Below are 18,278 nucleotides of genomic sequence, written 5' to 3'. Positions count from 1 at the left end.
GCATCCGCCATGCCCCCGGTACCTGACGACATCCGTACGGCTGCGCGCACCGCCCCCGAGCACTGGTTCGGCACAGTGGACCCCGCGTGGCGCGGAGAAGGCGAACCGCCGTTGTGGGCGGTGATCGGGCAGTGGCGTTCCGACGCCGACGGCGAGATCGTCGAATGGCAGCGGAACGACGATTACCGGCCCTCTCCCGGCATGCTCGGCTGGCCCGAACCGACCGACGACGTGGATGCCGCCATGCAGCTCGCTGCAACCGGCTACGGCCCGGTCGAGGGCGTCGCCATGGCCGTGGTCACGGCCGAACTGGCCGTGCTGACCGCTCCGGGCGGTGGCGCGGTCAGCGCCTGTACCCCGGACGGCGACCCGGTGGTGCCGGTGTTCACCGGGCCGGCCCATCTGGAGCGGGCGGGCGCGCTCGCCCATCGGGTGCTGCCCGTCTCCGAGGTGTTCGCACTCGTACCCGAAGGCCAGGACCTGTACCTCAACCCGACGGGCCCCGTCGCTCTGCGGCTGTCCGCGGACGACCTGTCCCGCGCGGTCGACGTGCTGGAAGCGGCGGCGGAAGGCAAGGAGGAGCAGTACTGATGGTGTCGTTCCAGGAACAGGTCGCGGAGGCCATGGCCAGCCTCGCGGAACAGACGAAGAAGATCCAGCAGGTCCAGGAGGAACTGGCCAGGGCATCCGCCTCGGCGACCTCCAAGGACCGGATGGTGACCGCCTCGGTCAACGCCCATGGCGAGATCCTCTCCTTCAAGTTCCACACCGAGGGCTACCGCAGGATGCCGGGGGCGCAGCTCGCCGAGGTACTGAAGACCACCGTCAACGCCGCACGTGCCGAAATGAACTCCAAGGTCAGTGGCTCCGTAAGACCGTTGATGGGTACTCAGGAGGAGCTGGCGAGCGGTCTCTTCGGCGGTGGTGAGCTGGACGATCTGCTCGCTCCGCTGCGCGCGATGCAGCCCGAGGGGCTGACGGAGACGGTGCTGGGCGGCGGGCGCAAGCCGTCCGCGAACCGGGGCGAGGAGGACGAGTTCTATGGCTGAGGGAACCCTGAGCGTTCCGTCGGATCTGCCGCGACGGTTCACCCAGTTCGGCACCATCGCGAGGATCGTCGGTGAACTGGGCGTCCTCAACGACAACATCAACCTGGCGAACAAGACGGCGGGCGGCCGGGACGATGTGTACGCGAAGGAGTACCACAAGTTCGTCGACTCGGCCGGCAAGGGGCTCACCTACGGCCTCGAGGGCCTCTCCGATCTGCTCGAAATGGTCGGCATCAGCGGCAACAACGCCTCGGTCATCCTGAACGACGCCGAGACCGACGCCACCCACATGGCCGCCGGCTGAGCCGGCCGAACTCCGAAGACGCGGCACCACGATGGCGATTGAGGTTTCCGGGGGATGGGCGACCCTCCTCAAGACTCTGACCGGCATGCCCTTCCCGCAGGCGAACGAGGACACCCTGCGGGTGGTCAGTGACGAGTATCGCCAGATGGCCGAGAAGTTCCGTGAGGTGGAGGAGCTTCTGCGGCAGGTCGTCGCCCGTGTCGACGAGGACTTCGAGGGCGAGACCGCGACGCGGTTCGTGACGTACGCGCGGCAGTTCGTCGAGAGGACGAACGGCAACGAGAGCATCCTCGAACGGGCCTACGAGGACGCCATCAAGCTGTCGAAGAACGCCCACAAGACCGCGGCCGACATCGAGTACACCAAGTGGATGATCTTCGGCCAACTGGCCCTGCTCGTCGTGCAGATAGCCCTGGCCCAGGCGCTGATGCCGGTGACCGCGGGGCTGTCCGAGATCTGGGCGGCCGCCGCGATCGCCGCGTTCCGCTCCATGGCCGTGCTGATCCTCAAATTCCTGCTGGCCCAGATCATCATGCAGACCATCACCGGCCTCGTCGGCGGCCTGCTGCTCGACTCCATCCTCCAGCTCACCCAGATCAGCCGCGGTGACCGTACGGAGTGGAACAAGGACTTCACCGCGGACGCCGCGAAGTTCGCCGCCATCGGCGGTGCGCTCGGCGGGCCGTTCGCGCTGCTGGGCGGCGGGCTCGGCAAGCTGCTCGGCAACCTGACCGGCAAGGGGCTGGGCAAGATCCTCGGCAATGACGCGGGGAACGTGCTGGGCAAGGGGCTGGCCGGGGGCGGCAAGGGCGCGGGCGGTGCCGCGGGCGGTGCGGGCAAGGCCGCGGGCGGTCTCGGCAAGGGCGCGGGCGGTGCGGGCGCGGGCGGTCTCGGCAAGGGCGCGGGCGGTGCGGGCGCGGGCGGTCTCGGCAAGGGCGCCGGTGGCGCGGGGGCCGGTGGCGCGGGCAAGGGCGCGGGGGCCGCCGGGGCGGGGGCGGGCAGTCTCGGCAAGGGCGCCGGTGGCGCGGGGGCCGGTGCCGCGGGCAAGGGCGCGGGCGCCGCCGGGGCGGGCGCGGGCAAGGGCGCGGGCGCCGCGGGCGACGGCGCGGCCGGAGCCGGCGCGAGGGCCGGAGCGGGTGCCGCGGGCCAGACGATCTCGGAGGAGTCCGCCCGCAAGCTCGGCGAGCGCCTGGGCAACATCATGGGCCGAACCAACGAGTCCCTGAACCATGTGGGGGCGGACGGCGCGAGGGGGGCGGCCGCCGGTGCGGTCGGCCGGGAGGTCGTCAAGGACTTCGCGAACGCCTTCGAGAAGAACCTCGGGGACTCACTCGGCAACGAGACCGCCCGGAACCTGGGCCGCGAATACGGTGAGGCGCTGGTCAAGAACTGGGGCGGCAAGGCCGACTGGCAGGGGCTGACCCATTCGCTGGACGACGCGCTCAAGCCGTACGTGAAGGACCTCGGGGAGGGCGGGGTGCGTGCCCTCTCGCACGACCTGCCCGGCTCGTTCGTACAGACCATCAGCAGGAACATCGAAGGAAACCTCGGCTTCCGGATCGGCAACTTCGTCGGCGAGATCGCCGGCGAATCGGGTCACGCCGTGGTCACCGAGGGCATGTACAACCTGCTCTTCGGGCCCGAGCACAAGTTCACGGTCAGCGGCTGGACGGCGGCCGCGGGCGCGGCGGGCGGCATCATGGGCCGGGGAGTGGCCCACGGCTTCCAGTCCCTGCACCACGCGGTCCAGGGCCCCCCGGCCGCTCCGCCGCCGCGCCCTCCGGTCTTCTCGTCCGACTCGCCCACCCCACCGTCCACCGCGCCCCGGCCGACCACCGAGTCGAGCACGACGGTGCGCGACGGTTCCGGCCCGCGGAACGACGCCGACAACCGTACGCTCACCGATTCGGCCTCCGACTCCGGTTCGGACAGCGTCTCGCTGCGGAGCGGCGACGACAACGCACCGGACAGCGAGAGCCTGTACTCCCCAGACGCGGACGACTTCTCGGACAGCCGGACGCTGTACTCGAGCGAAGACGACGGGAACGCCGCACCGTACAACCTGCCCGAGGCGTCCGCCCCCTCCTTCGCCACCAGTTCGAGCGACACGAACCTCACGAACAACACCAACTCCACGAGCTTCACGAACGACGGCAACTTCACGGACCGCGCGAACGACACCCACACCGCGGACAACTCCGGCGACTCGACCACCGACTCCCGCACGCCCGAACCCGTCGCACCGCCGGACTCGGTGCCTGAGCTGGACCTCCTGCTGAACGGCCTTGCGGACGTACCCGAGACGCCGCCCTCCCCGGACCAGGCGCACGAGAACGCGACGCCGGATCTCCGGGACGTGAACACGCTCCTGGAGGGCCTGCCGGACGTACCCGGCACCACGCCGGGCACAGTGCTGTCGCCGGAAACGGAGCGGCTCCTGGCGGACCTGCCCGAGGTACCGCGCCACGACCTTCCGCGGACGTCCGACGACGGCTCGGGCGTGGGATCGTCCAACCGGTCCCACGACTCCGGGCCGGGAAACCGGACCGCGACCGATCTCGATCGCCTTCAGGAGCGCCTGGACCGGCTCAAGGACCGGCAGAACTCCGACGCCACGGACTCCGACCTGGCGGCACGCATCGCAAAGCTGCGTGAGGGCGACTCGGACGGCCTCGGCAGCCCCGCGCGGGTGGACGAACTCCGTGAGCAGTACCGCGCGGCCCTGGAGGAGGAGGGCACCGACGGGACGACGAGGGACCTCAACAGCGACGGAGCCCTCCCGTACAACGGTGCGGGCGGCATCGCAGCGCCGCCGCGCCCCGTACCGACCGTGTCCACGGCCCCGGGGGCCGGCGTCTCCCCCGGCGGATCGCGTCAGCAGACACCCGCGGGCCCGTCCCCGTCCCCGGACGGGCTCGACACGCTGTTCCCCGAGGTCCCGCGGAACGAACCCGGTGGCGGGCCCTTCGCGGGGGACGAGCCGGACCTCGTGTTCCCGGACGTTCCCGATGCCCCGCCCGGCTCCGAGTCCCCGGCCGGGAGCCGGGCGGAGACGGAGCGGACCGAAAGCGAGAGCGACGGGACGGGGGCGGCCACGGATGAACCGCCCAATCCCCTCCGTACGGAGTCGCAGGACGAACTGCCCTTCCGCGACGGTTTCGACGTGCACCACGACGGCGATGTCGATGCGCTGATCGCGCGCCTCGACGAACTGGGCGGCGTCACCGACGACCTGATACGGCTGGAGCGGCTGCCCGTCGTGCCCGAGGGCCTGGCCCCCACCGAGCAGCGCAGGCTGGCCCAGGACGTGGAACGGGAGACCGACGCCCTGCTGGCGGATGCGCGGCGGTTGGGCGTCGACAGGGAGACACGGCAGCGGCTGAGCGAGCGCATCCGGGACGACGTCCGGGCGGGCAGGCACGCCGATGCCGCCGACGGTCTGAGGGAACTCGGCGATCTCGTCGCCGAGCACGGTCTCGGTGAACGCCTCCAGCAGTTCCGGCGTCATATGGACGGCGGATACGAGGCACGGGCCGCTCAGCTGGGCATGCGCCGTACGGAGTGGCTGCGCCATGCCCTCGACATCGAGCAGTCGGCCCTGGGCGGCGATCCGCGTCGCACGACCCAGCTGCTGGACGAGTTCGAGAACCGGCTCGGCGCCCTCGGGTCCGAACTGGGCGCACGCGCTGACAGCGGCCCCGAGGCGCTTCGGAAGCGACTCGCCGACAGCCGGCGGGCCGACGCCGAAGAAGCGGGCATGGACCGCGAGCGGTTCCTCGAATGGGAGGACCGCCGGGAGCAGGCGGCGACCCCCGAGGATCTCCGCAGGGTGCAGGCCGACTACGACACCGAACTGGAGACGTCACGACGGCTCGCGACCTTGCGGGATCTCGGAGCATCGGAGCGGGAGCTGGCCACGTGGAAGAGCCGGTTCGAAGGGCCCGGGCGGGGAAGCGACCTCGACGCGCTGTACGAACGCCGTACGGTCACCCTCGGCAGGCAAGCCGAACTGGCGTCCTTCCGGGCGAGGCTGGACGCCCTGCGTGAGGGCGGCAATCAGCAGGAGTCCTCGCAACCGCCGCCCCCGCCGCAGGACGGTCCCGGCGGCGGCACGCCCGCCCGGGACCTGTCCGACGACTCCCGGGCGGAGAACGACCGGATTCTGGAGGAGCGGCTCGACCGGCTGCGCGAGGGCGCGGACGACACCGGGATGTCGCGCGAGGAGCGGCAGCAGTGGGAGGACCGGCGTGCGAACGCCGAGGACGACACGGCCAGGCAGGCTGTCGAGCGGGAGCAGCTCGACCGGATGGCGCAGCTGGAGCGTGACCGTCGTCTGAAGGCCATCGCGGACGGCGACCCCGAGGGGGCGCGGCGCAGCACCGAGCGCCGTGCCGCATGGCAGAACAGGCTGGCCGAGGCGGCGGACGACCCGCAGGCCATCGACCGGATCCTCGACGGCTACGACGCGGAGACGGCGGAGCTGAGGCGTGAGGGGCAGGAGCGCCTGGAGCGGGAACTGCGTGCTCCGGATCGGCTGCGGGACCTCGACCGGCGTATCGACCGCTCGCTCGACAAGCTGCCCGAAGAGATACGTGAACAGGCCGCCCATGACGCCCGCACGCTGGTGGAACGCCTGCGGAACCTGGTCGCCCCCGGCGATGGGCCCGATGCCCCCAAGGGGGACGACGCCGCGCCGGAGAAGAGCACGGACGTCCAGGACCCGGATCCGACGGGCACGTCGGGCCCCTCGAGTGCAGCACCGTCGGCAACCACGCGCGATCCGGCCTCCCGCACGAACGTCGACGAGGGTGCCGGCAACTCGGGTAGGACCCCGCGGCCGGCCGGCTCCGAGCGGGACCGGCGCGCTCCGGTGCAGCCGGGCGAGCAGCTGATGGAGGCTCCGCGGCGGCTGGACGACGCGTCGGTGTCCGGGGAGAAGGACGGTGAGAGCCTTCCCCCGCGGGAGCGGGACGACCTGCCGTCTCCGGACACCCGTCGGGTGCGCACACGGTCCGAGGACGACACGCAGTCCCTCGCCGACACGCGGACCGTCTCGGAATCCCGACCGGACAGCGACGTCGCTCTCACATCCGACGACGCCTCCGGCCCGAAGACCGATGACACGTCCGGTCTCACGTCCGGCGACAAGGCCGGTCACCAGGTCGAGCGTGATGCGGACGCACCGTCCGGCAGGAAGTCGGGCGACGACGACGCCGATTCCGTGGCCTCCGTCCCCAGGGACTCCGAAGGTCCGGCGAAGGACGAGGAGCCGCCGGGCGGCCCTGGCGGTGACGGCTCCGCACCGGCCGGCTCGTCGGGCGTGCGGCAGCCCTCGGCCCGCGACAGGGCCCTGAGCGCCCTCTCGGCGGACGAGTACGAGCAGCGGATGTACCGGGCACGCCGCGACCGTCCGGACCTGACGACCGAGGAGGCCCTCCGCGACGAGGTGTTCCGCCGGATCGAGAACCCCGGCGTGAAGGTGGAGACGACGGCCCTCGCCCCTCCGCTGCTGAGCCACGGTGTGGGTCCTCTCCTGCAGGAGGGGTCCGGTCGGTTCGTCACGTTCGACGACAACGCGATGCTGCCGAAGTCGATGAAGGGCCACGGGCACGGACGGATCACCATCCGGGGCGTCGACCTGCTGGCTGATTCCGTCGCGACGCAATGGCGTCTGCGCCCCGACGGGCTCGACGAGTTGAAGCGTGTGCTCACCCAGAGTCCGCATACGCTGCTCAGCCCCCGCACCTTCGTCCTGCCGACCGTGGACGGCGGCCACCGGGAGATCTCCCTCGCGGTGGAGAGCTACGGGAACTGGCGTCGCCATGCCGAGCCATCGGCGCCGGCCACCCCGGACGACGTGGCCGAGTCCGCACCGAGCAAGGACGGCAACGAGAACGAGGGCAGTTCGACCACGCCGCAGGCGCAGGAGCCGCGGGCAGCGGTGCCCAGGACCGACGCGTCCGGGACCGACGCGTCCAAGACCGACGAGTCGAAGACCGACGGGACCAAGGCCGCCGACGCCCCCGTCAAGATCGAGACCGAACTCCGCACCCGCCCCGGAGCGACGGAGACCAAGTCGCTGGGCACCTCCCGCGCCTTCGGAGTGGCGGTCCCGCTCGGGCCCTCCGCGGGTAGCTTCGGCGCGCTCGGGTCGGTGTCCCTCAGCGCGCGGCGCATGGAGGCCGGCTACACGTACACCCAGGAGAGCCGCGCCCAGAGCAGTGTGACCGCGGTCGGTAAGGGCGGCAGTCATCTGCATGTGAGCGACCTGCACATCGTCGTCGAGTCCTCGCACGTCTGGGACAAGAAGGGCCGTGAGCAGCGCGCGGACCAGCAACGGGCCGGCACCGCCGAACAGAGGCGCTACCGCATCCGGGACGGAGTCACCTGGCGGGTCCCGGACAGCGTCACCGACCCGGCGATCCCGGACCGGCTGCCCACCGCGTTCGCGTTCGCGCCCGGCGCCCGGCCGCGCCTGCTCGCGCCGCTGAGCGTCACCACGGAGACCCGGCTGCTGGACTGGGCACTCAGGCACTTTCCCGATGCGACCCCCGGGAGCTTCCTGCGCCATCAACTGGCCGATCTGTTCGGTGAGGAGAGCCTGCGCACCATGATCGCGCAGAGCTCCGGGGAGACGGTGGTCAGCGCCCCGCTCTTCGCAGGGCTGGGCAACCGGTCACTGGGCTCCGTCGAGCTCCGGCTGATCCCGGTCGATGCCACGCTGCTCCAGGCGTCCGACAAGACCGAGGTCAAGAAGGCCGACGCCCAGCGCTCCACCGCCACCACGGAGAAGAAGAACACCCAGGGCGCCGGGATCGGGATCTCCGCCGGTCCTCAGGTCGCGCTGCTCCAGCCCGCGGGCGCCCTGAACCTCCAGGTCGCGGGATCGGCCGGCCTGACGACCCAGCGTGCGGAGAGCAGCTACAGCGGCAACACGGCCGAGTCCGTGCGGACGCTCAACAGCCGTGGTCATTCGGGGCTCTACGATGTCCGCTTCCGGGTGGAGCTGCGCAGGCAGGGCGGCGTATGGGAATCGCCCGTGCCGGCCGAACGGACCGGCCGGGTCGGCCGGAACGATCCGGACGAGGCAGGTGCCTTCCTCACCGCCACCGTGCAGCTCCCGCGGGCCGACGCCCGTAGACTGGCCGGCTGGGACGACGGCACCGCGCCCGTCCCGGGCGCCGAAGCGCCCCCCGCCCCCGCGTACCTGTCGGTGTCGAACCCGGCGACGTTCGGCCTGCACGCGGTACTGGACCTCGTGGCGACCGGCGACCCCCGGTCGGTCCCACCCCAGGTGTCCCTGACGGACCAGCTGGTCGACCGCATCCAGGCCGGCCTGCACCACGCCTACCCCGACCTGGTGCTCGCGCCCCGGCCGGACGCCGCGGCCACCGGCGACCGCAACGGCGGCAGCGACCGGAAGTACAACAACGCGGTGCGCAACACCCATCTGCTGCGCCAGGCGCTCTCCCGTACGGTGCTGGAGGGCTCGCTCGACCGCCTCACGAGCACCGGAGTGCGCATCCAGCTTGAGCAGCTCGACTCCGTCAACAAGCGGTACGTCGTGCTCACCGTCCGGGCCCAGGCGACGGATCGGCAGTTCGTGGGCACCCATCACGACCTGGGTCTGGCCAACAACGTCCTGTCGACCCGCCGCGCGGACAGCGCGACCACACGTACGCACGGCTGGTCGGTCGGCGTCGACGTGGGACTGACCGGGATCGAGCGCCTCGGGGGCACCGGCAGCATCGGCTACCGGTACGGCAGGCAGACCGCCTACGGCATGACGTACGGTCCGACGCTGACCCCGGACGGCGGCATCACCAGTTCCGGGTCCCAGCACCTGTGGTCGTACGACCTGACCTTCGCGGCGGAGGCCACCAGTTTCACCCGGCCGCGCCAGATCGCACGGACCATGACCGGCGAGCTGCTCAGTACCCGGTGGTTCGTGAAGCAGGCCGCCGGGAGCGTCGATGTGCTGACCTCCGGGCAGGTCGACGGACAGGCCGCCCAGGCCCCCGTCACCGGCCGCGTCACCCTGGCCGTACCCGCGTCGCTGTCCGTCCCCCCGGTCCTGCCGGTCAACCGGCCGGAGACCGTCCCGGCACCCGTGCCCGTGGCGATGGACCGGGCCATGGCCGAACTGCTCTCCTCCGGGAAACCCGTCTCCACGGCTGACTGGAGACCCCACGCACTCTTCGACGGCCTGCACTCCGTGCAGGGCGTCACCTCGCCCGAGGTCGTGCTGCACCACCTCAAGGAACTGCTCGCCTCCGTCTCCGGCAACTCCTGGATCTACGGGACCGACGGGACCGCCGCATCCGGCGCCCTGGCCGAGGCGTTCGCGGTCGGCCGCAACGAAGCAGACTTCAGCGACGCGGCGCAGACGGGCAAGCACGTCAGCGACCTGTTCGGGCGGACGGCCGTCACCGACATCACCGCGTCGGTGAGCGCCTGGCCTCAGGTGCGCGGGACGCGCGTGCTCGCCGTCGTCGACTCCAAAGACCTGGCCCTCTCCAACATCGGCTCCGGAACCAGTGGGGCGGGGCACTCGGTCGCCCACGTCCGCAGTCACACCATCTCGTCCCTGCTCGCCTTCCGGGCCAAGCACACCGACGCGTTCCAGACCGCCGGCACCTACGGTCTCACCGCGTCGCCGTATCAGCGCACGAGCACGGCGACCACCGCCGAGACCTTCTCGGCGAACCCGGCCCACACAGTTCAGTACACCGGACCGATGGTCCTGGTCAGCGCCGATGTGGCCTGGCACCTCGCGGCCCGCTCCCAGCCGTCCGGTCTGCTCCAGGCGCCCATGGAGCTGATGCGTGGACGGCCGCCCCAGGGCCGGATCGTGGAGATCCCCGACGGTCTGCTCGTGTGGTTGCCGCTCGCCGAGGCAAGGAAGGCCGGGCTCTTCGACGACGGTCTCACCGCTGCGCCGCCCCCGCAGCTCTACACCGCCGTCGATGCGGCCGCTCATGCCACGCTCACGGTCGGCCGCCTCGACATGGCACCGGCGATCAGCGCTTTCACCAACCGCCTGTTGGAAACCCTGCCCCAGCACAAGAGCTGGCTCGGGCCCAGCAGTCTGCTGGCCGACCAGCTCGGGGGCCTGGCGCGGCAGATGACCACTTTGTCGCCGTCCGGTATGCGCGCTCTCCAGACGGGCATGGAGAACGGCGGCACCTCCCTGCGGCTGGCCCGGAACAAGATCGGGCCTGCCAAGGACGCCAGTCTCACAGTGACCCTGGAACGGTCCGGTTTCACCGCCGGTGCGCTGCGCCACGACGTGAAGCCCACGATCACCCGGCCCACGTCCACGGCGGAGACGGTCACGGAGAAGCTGGCGCGCGGATACGAGGCCGGTTACCGGCTCGGCGAGCTGCCCACCGTCCTGGGCCAACCGGGGCTCAAGAGCGGCGGCTTCACCCTCGACGACCGGATCGGCTCCACCCGCTCGTCCTCCCTGGCACACGCGGTCACCGACGCCGTCAGCGCCCAAGTCGCCTTCGAGGGGCCCGTGCTGACCGGTCGAACGAGGTTCGACGTCACTTTCACCCTTGAGCTGCCCGACGGGACAGTGGTGAGGGACACGTACGCCGTCGGCGACGCCGAGGTGGTGCTGCCCCTCAGCCTCTCCCGACCTCGGACCGCCGAACCCCGGACCGCCGAACCGCGGACCGGACCGTCGGTGGCACGTACACCCCGGCAAGCCGCACGCCCGGTGCTGCTTCCCCCGGACCAGCAGCAGGCCGTGGCACTGCGGGAGCGCAACGCGGCGGGCAGGAAGCTGTTCGCGGCCGGTCCGGAGAGCGTCGTCGTCACCACTGTGGGCGGCATCACCGTCCTCCGGGACGCCGCGGCGTACGCCGTCGACCTCGCCGTCAAGGGACGCGGCGCCACGAGCGACACCGCGACGGCCATGCCCGCGGACGGCAACGGCCGTTATGTGCGCAGGACGATGCTGACGCGGCCCGGCACCGCAGCCGGTGAAGCCCTCAACGGAGCCATCAGCACCGATGTGCTGAGCGCCTACCTGCCGCAGATGGTCCGCGACAGCCTGACCGTCACACTGCACGACACCACCTCGACGATCGGCGGGTCGGACGCGACCCTGCGGATCTCCGCGGACATCGATCTGTCCGGGGCCCGTCTGCTGGCGGTCGACCCGCAAGCGGGACTCGGCGGCAGCCGGCGGACCATGGACAACGACACCTACACGGGTGACACGACCGAAACGCACATGCCGGCAATGACCGCCGGACCGGGCTTCCAGACACAGCCCCTCATCCAGACCACGGCCGCCGTGCCCGGCTGGGCGGACTCCGACGCGGCGGGCGGTGCCGCCGACCGCCGGACCTCCGCGCTGAGCACGCTCAAGCCCTTCGCCGGCGGCGCCGTACTCGTCCAGGCACCCTTGCGCATACTCCAGACGGCGAAGGCATCGCACCGCATCGCGGACCTTCCGGTCGTCTTGTCGGTCCTCAGGTCCGGGTCCCGGCCGCCGGTCACCGTCGAGCACACGGTGCAGGACGGGGTGACGATGTGGGTGTCCTTCGACGTCGCCCGGGAGCACGGACTGCTGCCACCCGAGGTCGAGGCCGCCGCGGCCATCGTCAAGGAGCAGACCAAGAAGTACACCGACGCCGCCGAGAAGGTCGAGACGGCCGAGCGGCGCCTGCGCGCACTCGACGGCGATGCCTCCTCCCTCCGGACGGAGCTCCGGCGCCTCCTGGAGACGCCGGCTCCCACCGGCACGGACGTGGCCACGGCGCGGGAGCGGCTCGCCACGGCCCGCTCCCGGTACGCCGAAGCCCAGCAGGACCTGGTCAACCATCGCCGCGACCTCGCGACCGTCGAGCAGCACCTCGCCGGTGCCTCCGAGGCCGCCTGGAAGGCGGTCGAGCACTACACGATCAGCGGCCCCCGTCCCTCCGGGACACCGCCGGTCACCTGGAGCGAGCCGGCCGCGGCCGCGGCCGCCGAGGAGGTTCCCGTCACGGTCGCCGGCTACCCCCCGCTCACCGAAGTCCTCGGAGCCCTCGAAGCCCCGGTGCGCCACGCGGGCCCGGCCGCCGGGCCCGCCGGACTGCCGCACCCGGTCACACGGCAGGACGTCCTCGCCCGAACGGAGTTCTGGCTGGGCGACGCCGGACCGCTGTCGGACACGGACGCCGTACGCCGGGAGCAGACCAAGGCTGCGGGCTGGGCGCAGCGTCTGCGGGTCGCGGACGCCGCCTACCGGTCGTCGCTGGAGGCCGTACGGGCCGCCCGGCACACCGTGGAGGCCGCCCAGCTCCGGGAGGCCCGAGCGCGCAAGACACCGGACCGGGAGGTGGTCGCGGGGCGGTTCGACGCGGTCGACGCCGAGCTGCGGGACGCGCGGTCGGCGTATGACCGGGCGGTCGCACAGTTGACGGCCGACTACCGCGAACTCGCTCTGGTGCAGCGGAACTTCGAATCGGTGGACGCCTCCACGCGCCGGGTTCTGGAACCACGGCCCGAAGGAAGCGTCCCCCGCGTCGTCACCCCCTGGCACCCCGCGCCGGAACCGGAGGGCTACGTCCGTCCGGCCGACGCGACCTCCGTCCCCGACCCGTACATCGCCGAGGGCAAGGACACCGAGGGCAGGCCGGTCGCCCTGAAGACGCCGGACGGCCGCGTCCTCCACCTCGTGGAGCCGCCCTCCATCGGACCCGCGCGCCTCGATGCCGGTACGAGTTTCCACCGGTCCCTCCTGGACGCGGTCGAGCGCGCCCATCCGGGGCTTCTCGCCGAGCTGGGGCTCCACGCGCGGGGCAGAAGCCTTTCCGCCGCTGATGTCCAGCACTTGAGGCAGCGACTCGCCGATCGCCTGATGGCGGACCGCGACGAACTCGCGGAGTTCCTCGCCATCGATCCGCAAGAGCGGTTCACCCCGCAGGAGCTGACCGACGCGGGAATCGCGCTCAGCGCGGCGCAGACCGCCGAACACGTCGACTCGCGCGGGCGCCTCCCGGACACGGTGGCCGCCGCACTGACCCCCGACCAGCGTCTGGAACTGGCCCGTACGACACTGCTGCGGTCCGGCGACGGGCGCATCGGCGACCGCAAGGACACCGGCTGGAACCACTCCGCGGGCGACCTGGCGGCGCTGCTCGCGGCCCGTGTGCTCGGGGTCCCGGTGACCGTGGTCCTGTCGGACCTGAACCATCTGACATTCGGTGCTCCTGGAACGGGCGCGGAAGGCAACACGCGGTCGGGCGTGGTGCTGCACGTGGCGGACGACCGTTACCGGCCCGCCGTCCCTCTCGTGACGGACGACCTGCTGCTCAACGCCGAGTCGGAGATCACGCAGTTGCCGGCCGAGACGGTTTCGTCCCGGAGCACCGCGACCGCTTCGGCCGGCGATGCGCCTCCTGCCGGTCCGGTCCACTACGTGGGCGCCGGTCTCGGTCCGTCGGCCGTGGTTCCCAAGGAACTCAATTTCGTCTGGCTGGGCGGCGAACTGACGGACGGTGCACGCGCCAACCTCCGGACATGGGCGGCCAAGGCACGAGAAGCACAGTGGAAGCTGACGATCTGGACGGACCAGGGCGGCCGGCGCAACAACAAGGAGTTCCTCACGGACCTGGCGGATTCCGGCACCGTTCACCAGGGCCGGGTCGAGGACCTGTTCAAAAAGGACAAGACCACCGGCGGGGAGAAGCTGCCCTCCAAGGTGTCCAAACTGTACGAGGCCGCGCGCAACGAGAACAGCTTCGCGATGGCCTCCGACATCGCCAGATACGCCCTCCTCCACAAGCACGGCGGGGTGTATCTCGATGTGGACCTGGGCCCGGGAGAGGTGGTACTGCGTCCCGAGGGCGTGACGATGCCCAAGGGCGACGACACCCTGCCGATGTTCGGTCCCATGCTTCGCGACCCCAAGAGCGTACGGAAACTGCTCGGACTCGAAGAGAACGCACCCGTGACCGCGGACCATGTCTACCAGGCCGCCGAAGTCGCTTACCAGGAAGGCCGCTTCGGGAACCAGTTCATCGTCACGCACCCCCGAAGCCGCTTCATGAAGCAGGTCCTGGACAATCTGCCGGACATCAACAACAAGGACGCCTACGCCAGAGGCGTCCTCGAGCTCGCCATAAAGTCGAAGAACGTGGGCGCCAGCACCGGTCCGATATTCCTCCTGCGGCAGTTCAACGAGCACATCAAGTCCCTCGACACCACGCAGGCCCCGAACATCAGGTTCGGGCCGCCCGCCGAGTTCCGTGTCCGGGCAGCCGAATGGGAAGACTGGACCCGCCTGGACTGGCTGACCGACGAGAGCGAGAACCAGGAAACCCCCCAGAGCACGCCCGCACCCGCCCCCGGCAAAACACTGGCCAAGCGCCTCGGCGACACCGTCAGAACGATCAAGGGCTCCATACGATGGGGCAGCGGAAGATCCGGTACGGACACAGCACTGCTACCCAACAACGGAACCCTGCTGAGCGGCCTCGACCCCGCACCACAACAACTGGAACAAGGCAACGGCACACCGAAGGACGAACTCGTCGGCAACGACGGCCGAAAGGTCTCCTTCGCGCAGGCACGCCAGAACCTCCGCACGATCCGGGACGCCACGGGCGAAGTCATCGGATATGCCTCGCACAGCGACCAGGACTGGGGCCCACGCAACGACTTCTACACGAAGTACCGCGCCGACGAGACGTCCTTCAAGGTCTACCGGACGACGGACGACGGCAAGTTCGTCCCCGTGGCCGAGGACGAAGCGTCGCCCCGCACGGTTCCCTGGCGCACCGGCACGAACGCCCCGGCCGGGCGGCGGACACCCGAACCGGTCTTCTTCGACGCGCACGGCTCCCAGGACGGCGTCAAGCTCCACATCGCCGGCGACCTTCCGCTTGAGGTGGATGGTGCGCAGTTCGCGCGTTTCATGGATTCCCTGAGTGATCCGGGCCGGCCTCCGGCTCCGGTGGTGCTCGTGGCGTGTGACACGGCGAGCGTCCGCTCCACGGACGGTGGAAGCGTCGTGCGGGACGCGGCACGGGCGGTGCCCGGACGCCGCTGGTACGCCCCCGATGTCGCGGTCGGCCACGTGGGACCGCGGGCCGGGGCCGCCGCTGGCGCGGCAACCGGAGTGCTGGCCCTTCTCCAGGACCGGACGACCGGGCGCCAGGGCCGGTGGGTGACCGCGAGCGAGCCCACCGAACTCGAAACCGGCCCGGACTTCGTCCCCGACACGCAGGGGGAACCGGTATCGTCCACCACCGCGTTCTCGGACATGATCTTCGAAACCCTCAACTCCGCTGCGCGGCACGGTGTGGAGCAGGTGATGTCCGACGACCTGGCGCAGAGCGGCCCGCAGGCCAGGCAGACGAAGCCCGCGCCACCGGCGCCTCACGAGGCCGACCGCTGGCCGACCTCTCGCGCGCCGGAGGGCGGCGACGTGGTGCCGTCGCTTTCACCCCCGTCGGGGGAGTCCTTCCGTGCGACCGCGGAGATCGCCTTCGCGGAGGGTTCGCAGCGACCCCGGGAAGACCAACCGACCAAGACCGAGGACTTCTCGGCTTCGGTCAGCATGGCGCCGCCTCATGTTCCCGATAGTCCGTCAGATGCCCGGGTGCCGAGTCGTCCGGCTCGCCAGGTGCCCTTCCCCGCCGCCCCCTCGACCTGGGTGGAGCGTCGGAAGGGGGTGCCGACGGGGCATGTCGGGCGTCTGCATGTCGAGAGGTTCGACCCGGCCGTCGACGCCATGAGCCGCCACCGCGTTCCCGGCACGCTGGCCGGCTCGCAGACCCTGATGCGCGCCGAGGTCTCCCGTATCGAGGCCCCCAACGGCACATGGGTGCGCGACCATGTCGTGACGCTCCCCGTCCGCCTGGCCGGCAGTGGCTTGTCCGAGCAGGATCTGGCCGGCCTTCGGGCAGGCGTCCAGGGCGCGCTGGACGAGCACTTCAATGCAGTCGGCTACGCGCTTCCGCGCTCCGGTGATCAGTTCAACGTCGAGCTTCGACTGGTCCATGACGACGATCACCCCGAGCATGTGATCGTGAGCCGGTCCGACAACCCCGGTCGTTCCGACCAGCGGCACTGGAACCTCGGGCCGTCCACCGAGGACCACAGGTACCTGCCGGTGGTGATCCACGAGGTCTTGCACTACCTGGGCCTGCCCGACGAGTACCGGGACCGGGACTTCCTCTTCCGCCGGAACGCGGACAGCGTGGCCGTCCACACCGATGGCTTGATGGCCGACACCGCGCGCCTGGCGCCGCTGCCGGAGCGCTATCTGGCCGCCATCGAGGACACCGTCGACCTCAGCACCGTCTTCCACGACCACCCCCTCACCGCCCCGGACGAGAACCCCGCAGTCCAGCGCGACCACCGCCCCACCACCGACCCGGCCCTTGACCGCTGGCCCACGTCACGCTCCCCCGGTACCCCCGCTGACGCTCCGACGACGGAAACGCCGAGCACGCTCCCGACCGATGGCCGCGGGGCCGGGGACAGCGAGATCATCGACAGTTGGCTGGCTCTGTCGACGCTGCCGCGGGCGCGGCGCTCCCACGCTCTGCGGCGCATCGATACGGCTGTCCACGAGTGGGCGAACGGCGGCCGGCAACTGCCCGGCGCCCATGGCACCAACCAGCGTCAGTTGGAGGCCATCCTCGATGCCGTGGAAGCGTGGAGGTCCGGCAAGAACGGCCCCAGCGACCGTGCCGAGGCGGTCGACCGCCTCACCGCACATGTCCGGTCCGAGTGGGCCACTCTGCAGCAGCGCATCGCCGAGCGGGCGCACCAGGCACAACTCCTCGACCGGTACGCCCGTATCCATCCTGATGTGAGCGACTTCGCGGGCCGGCGGTTGCCGGATCGGGTCGATCCGGCGAACAACACCACGCACGACATCTTCACTGGCGACCGCACCCCCCACGGCGCTTTGTCGGACGGTGCGCTCGATGCTGCCGATGAGCTCTCGCGCCAGCAGTTGGCGGCCAAGCGGGATCAGGCGGCGACCGGTGGGGTGGCCGTCGACGCGGGTGTGTCCGCCGATCGTGTGCGGGAGCTGATGGACAGCGCCCTCAACGACCTGACCCGCTCCACGCTCTACCCGGAACTCACCTCCTACCTCGACCGGGCCGACCAGGACGAGGCACTCGACACCGGCTCCCACCTCGGAAACCTGACGCCGGTGGTCGAGGACGTCCACGGCACGCAGGTCACCGTCCACGGGGACCCCACGGACAGCCTCCGCGACGCTCGGATCGACAACTTCCGCAAGGCCGTGATCACAGTGCAGGAGGCCGGCTTCCACGTTCCCGATGTCGAACTGCACCTGCCCAAGTACGGCCGGTTCCTGGAAGTCCACGACGACCTCGTCGCCGAGCGGAGCGGGGGCCGGCTACAGCGCGCCGAGTACCTCGCACCCAACGCGGTGATCGCTTCGCCCGATATCGTCGGCAATCCGTTGACCAACAAGCTCGCGGGCAATCGGTACCGCTACCTCTCGACCGAGCTCGACCCCTCCGGCGTCGGCACGATGGTGCATGAACTGGGCCACTTCCTGCACTACGTCAACGCCCGCGCCCAGTACCACGATCTGGCATTCACGCAGTTCACCGGCCGCAGCGGGCAGGACGGCGACGCCGTACCCCATCAGGCTCTCGCCCTTGGGGTGAGCGCCTACGCCGCCGGCAACCCCCGCGAGTTCGTGGCGGAGGTCTTCACCGGGCTGGTGTACGGGAAGCCGTTCTCGCCCGAGGTCATGCGGATGTACCACGGGCTCGGGGGCCCCACCCCAACTCCACGGACGGACGTCAGGTCTCCTTCGGCCAGGTCTGCGAGGCATCCAGGTGATGCGTGACATTGACGGCCGGACGCTGGGCCACGCGTCGTACACCCCGCAGGACTGGGCGCCCCGGGAGGCCATAAAGTTGTCGGGGCCC

At 71.0% G+C, this 18,278-nt stretch carries 4 protein-coding genes; all 4 read left to right on the top strand.

From position 1 onward, the window contains the following. The first annotated feature begins 9 nt into the window (after positions 1-9). Positions 10-591: a type VII secretion system-associated protein gene (locus tag ACGF2V_RS04340; RefSeq protein ID WP_362617885.1), complete on the top strand. Its 582-nt coding sequence runs from the start codon at positions 10-12 to the stop codon at positions 589-591. After that, a complete protein-coding gene (locus tag ACGF2V_RS04335) occupies positions 591-1,049 on the top strand; it encodes a YbaB/EbfC family nucleoid-associated protein (RefSeq protein WP_362705693.1) in 459 nt (152 codons plus the stop codon). Before ACGF2V_RS04340 ends, ACGF2V_RS04335 begins: the two co-directional genes overlap by 1 nt. Further along, on the top strand, positions 1,042-1,353 hold the full coding sequence (locus ACGF2V_RS04330; RefSeq protein ID WP_362617890.1) for a hypothetical protein: 312 nt from the start codon (positions 1,042-1,044) through the stop codon (positions 1,351-1,353). The genes ACGF2V_RS04335 and ACGF2V_RS04330 overlap by 8 nt, the downstream gene beginning before the upstream one ends. 85 nt (positions 1,354-1,438) lie before the next feature. After that, a complete protein-coding gene (locus tag ACGF2V_RS04325) occupies positions 1,439-18,196 on the top strand; it encodes a glycosyltransferase (RefSeq protein ID WP_392910726.1) in 16,758 nt (5,585 codons plus the stop codon). The last annotated feature ends 82 nt before the right edge of the window (positions 18,197-18,278 follow it).

It is taken from the genome of Streptomyces sp. NPDC047982 (assembly GCF_043204165.1).
Classification (GTDB): Bacteria; Actinomycetota; Actinomycetes; order Streptomycetales; family Streptomycetaceae; genus Streptomyces.
Note: the sequence above shows the minus strand (reverse complement) of the source record. Positions and strands in the feature narration are given on the sequence as shown.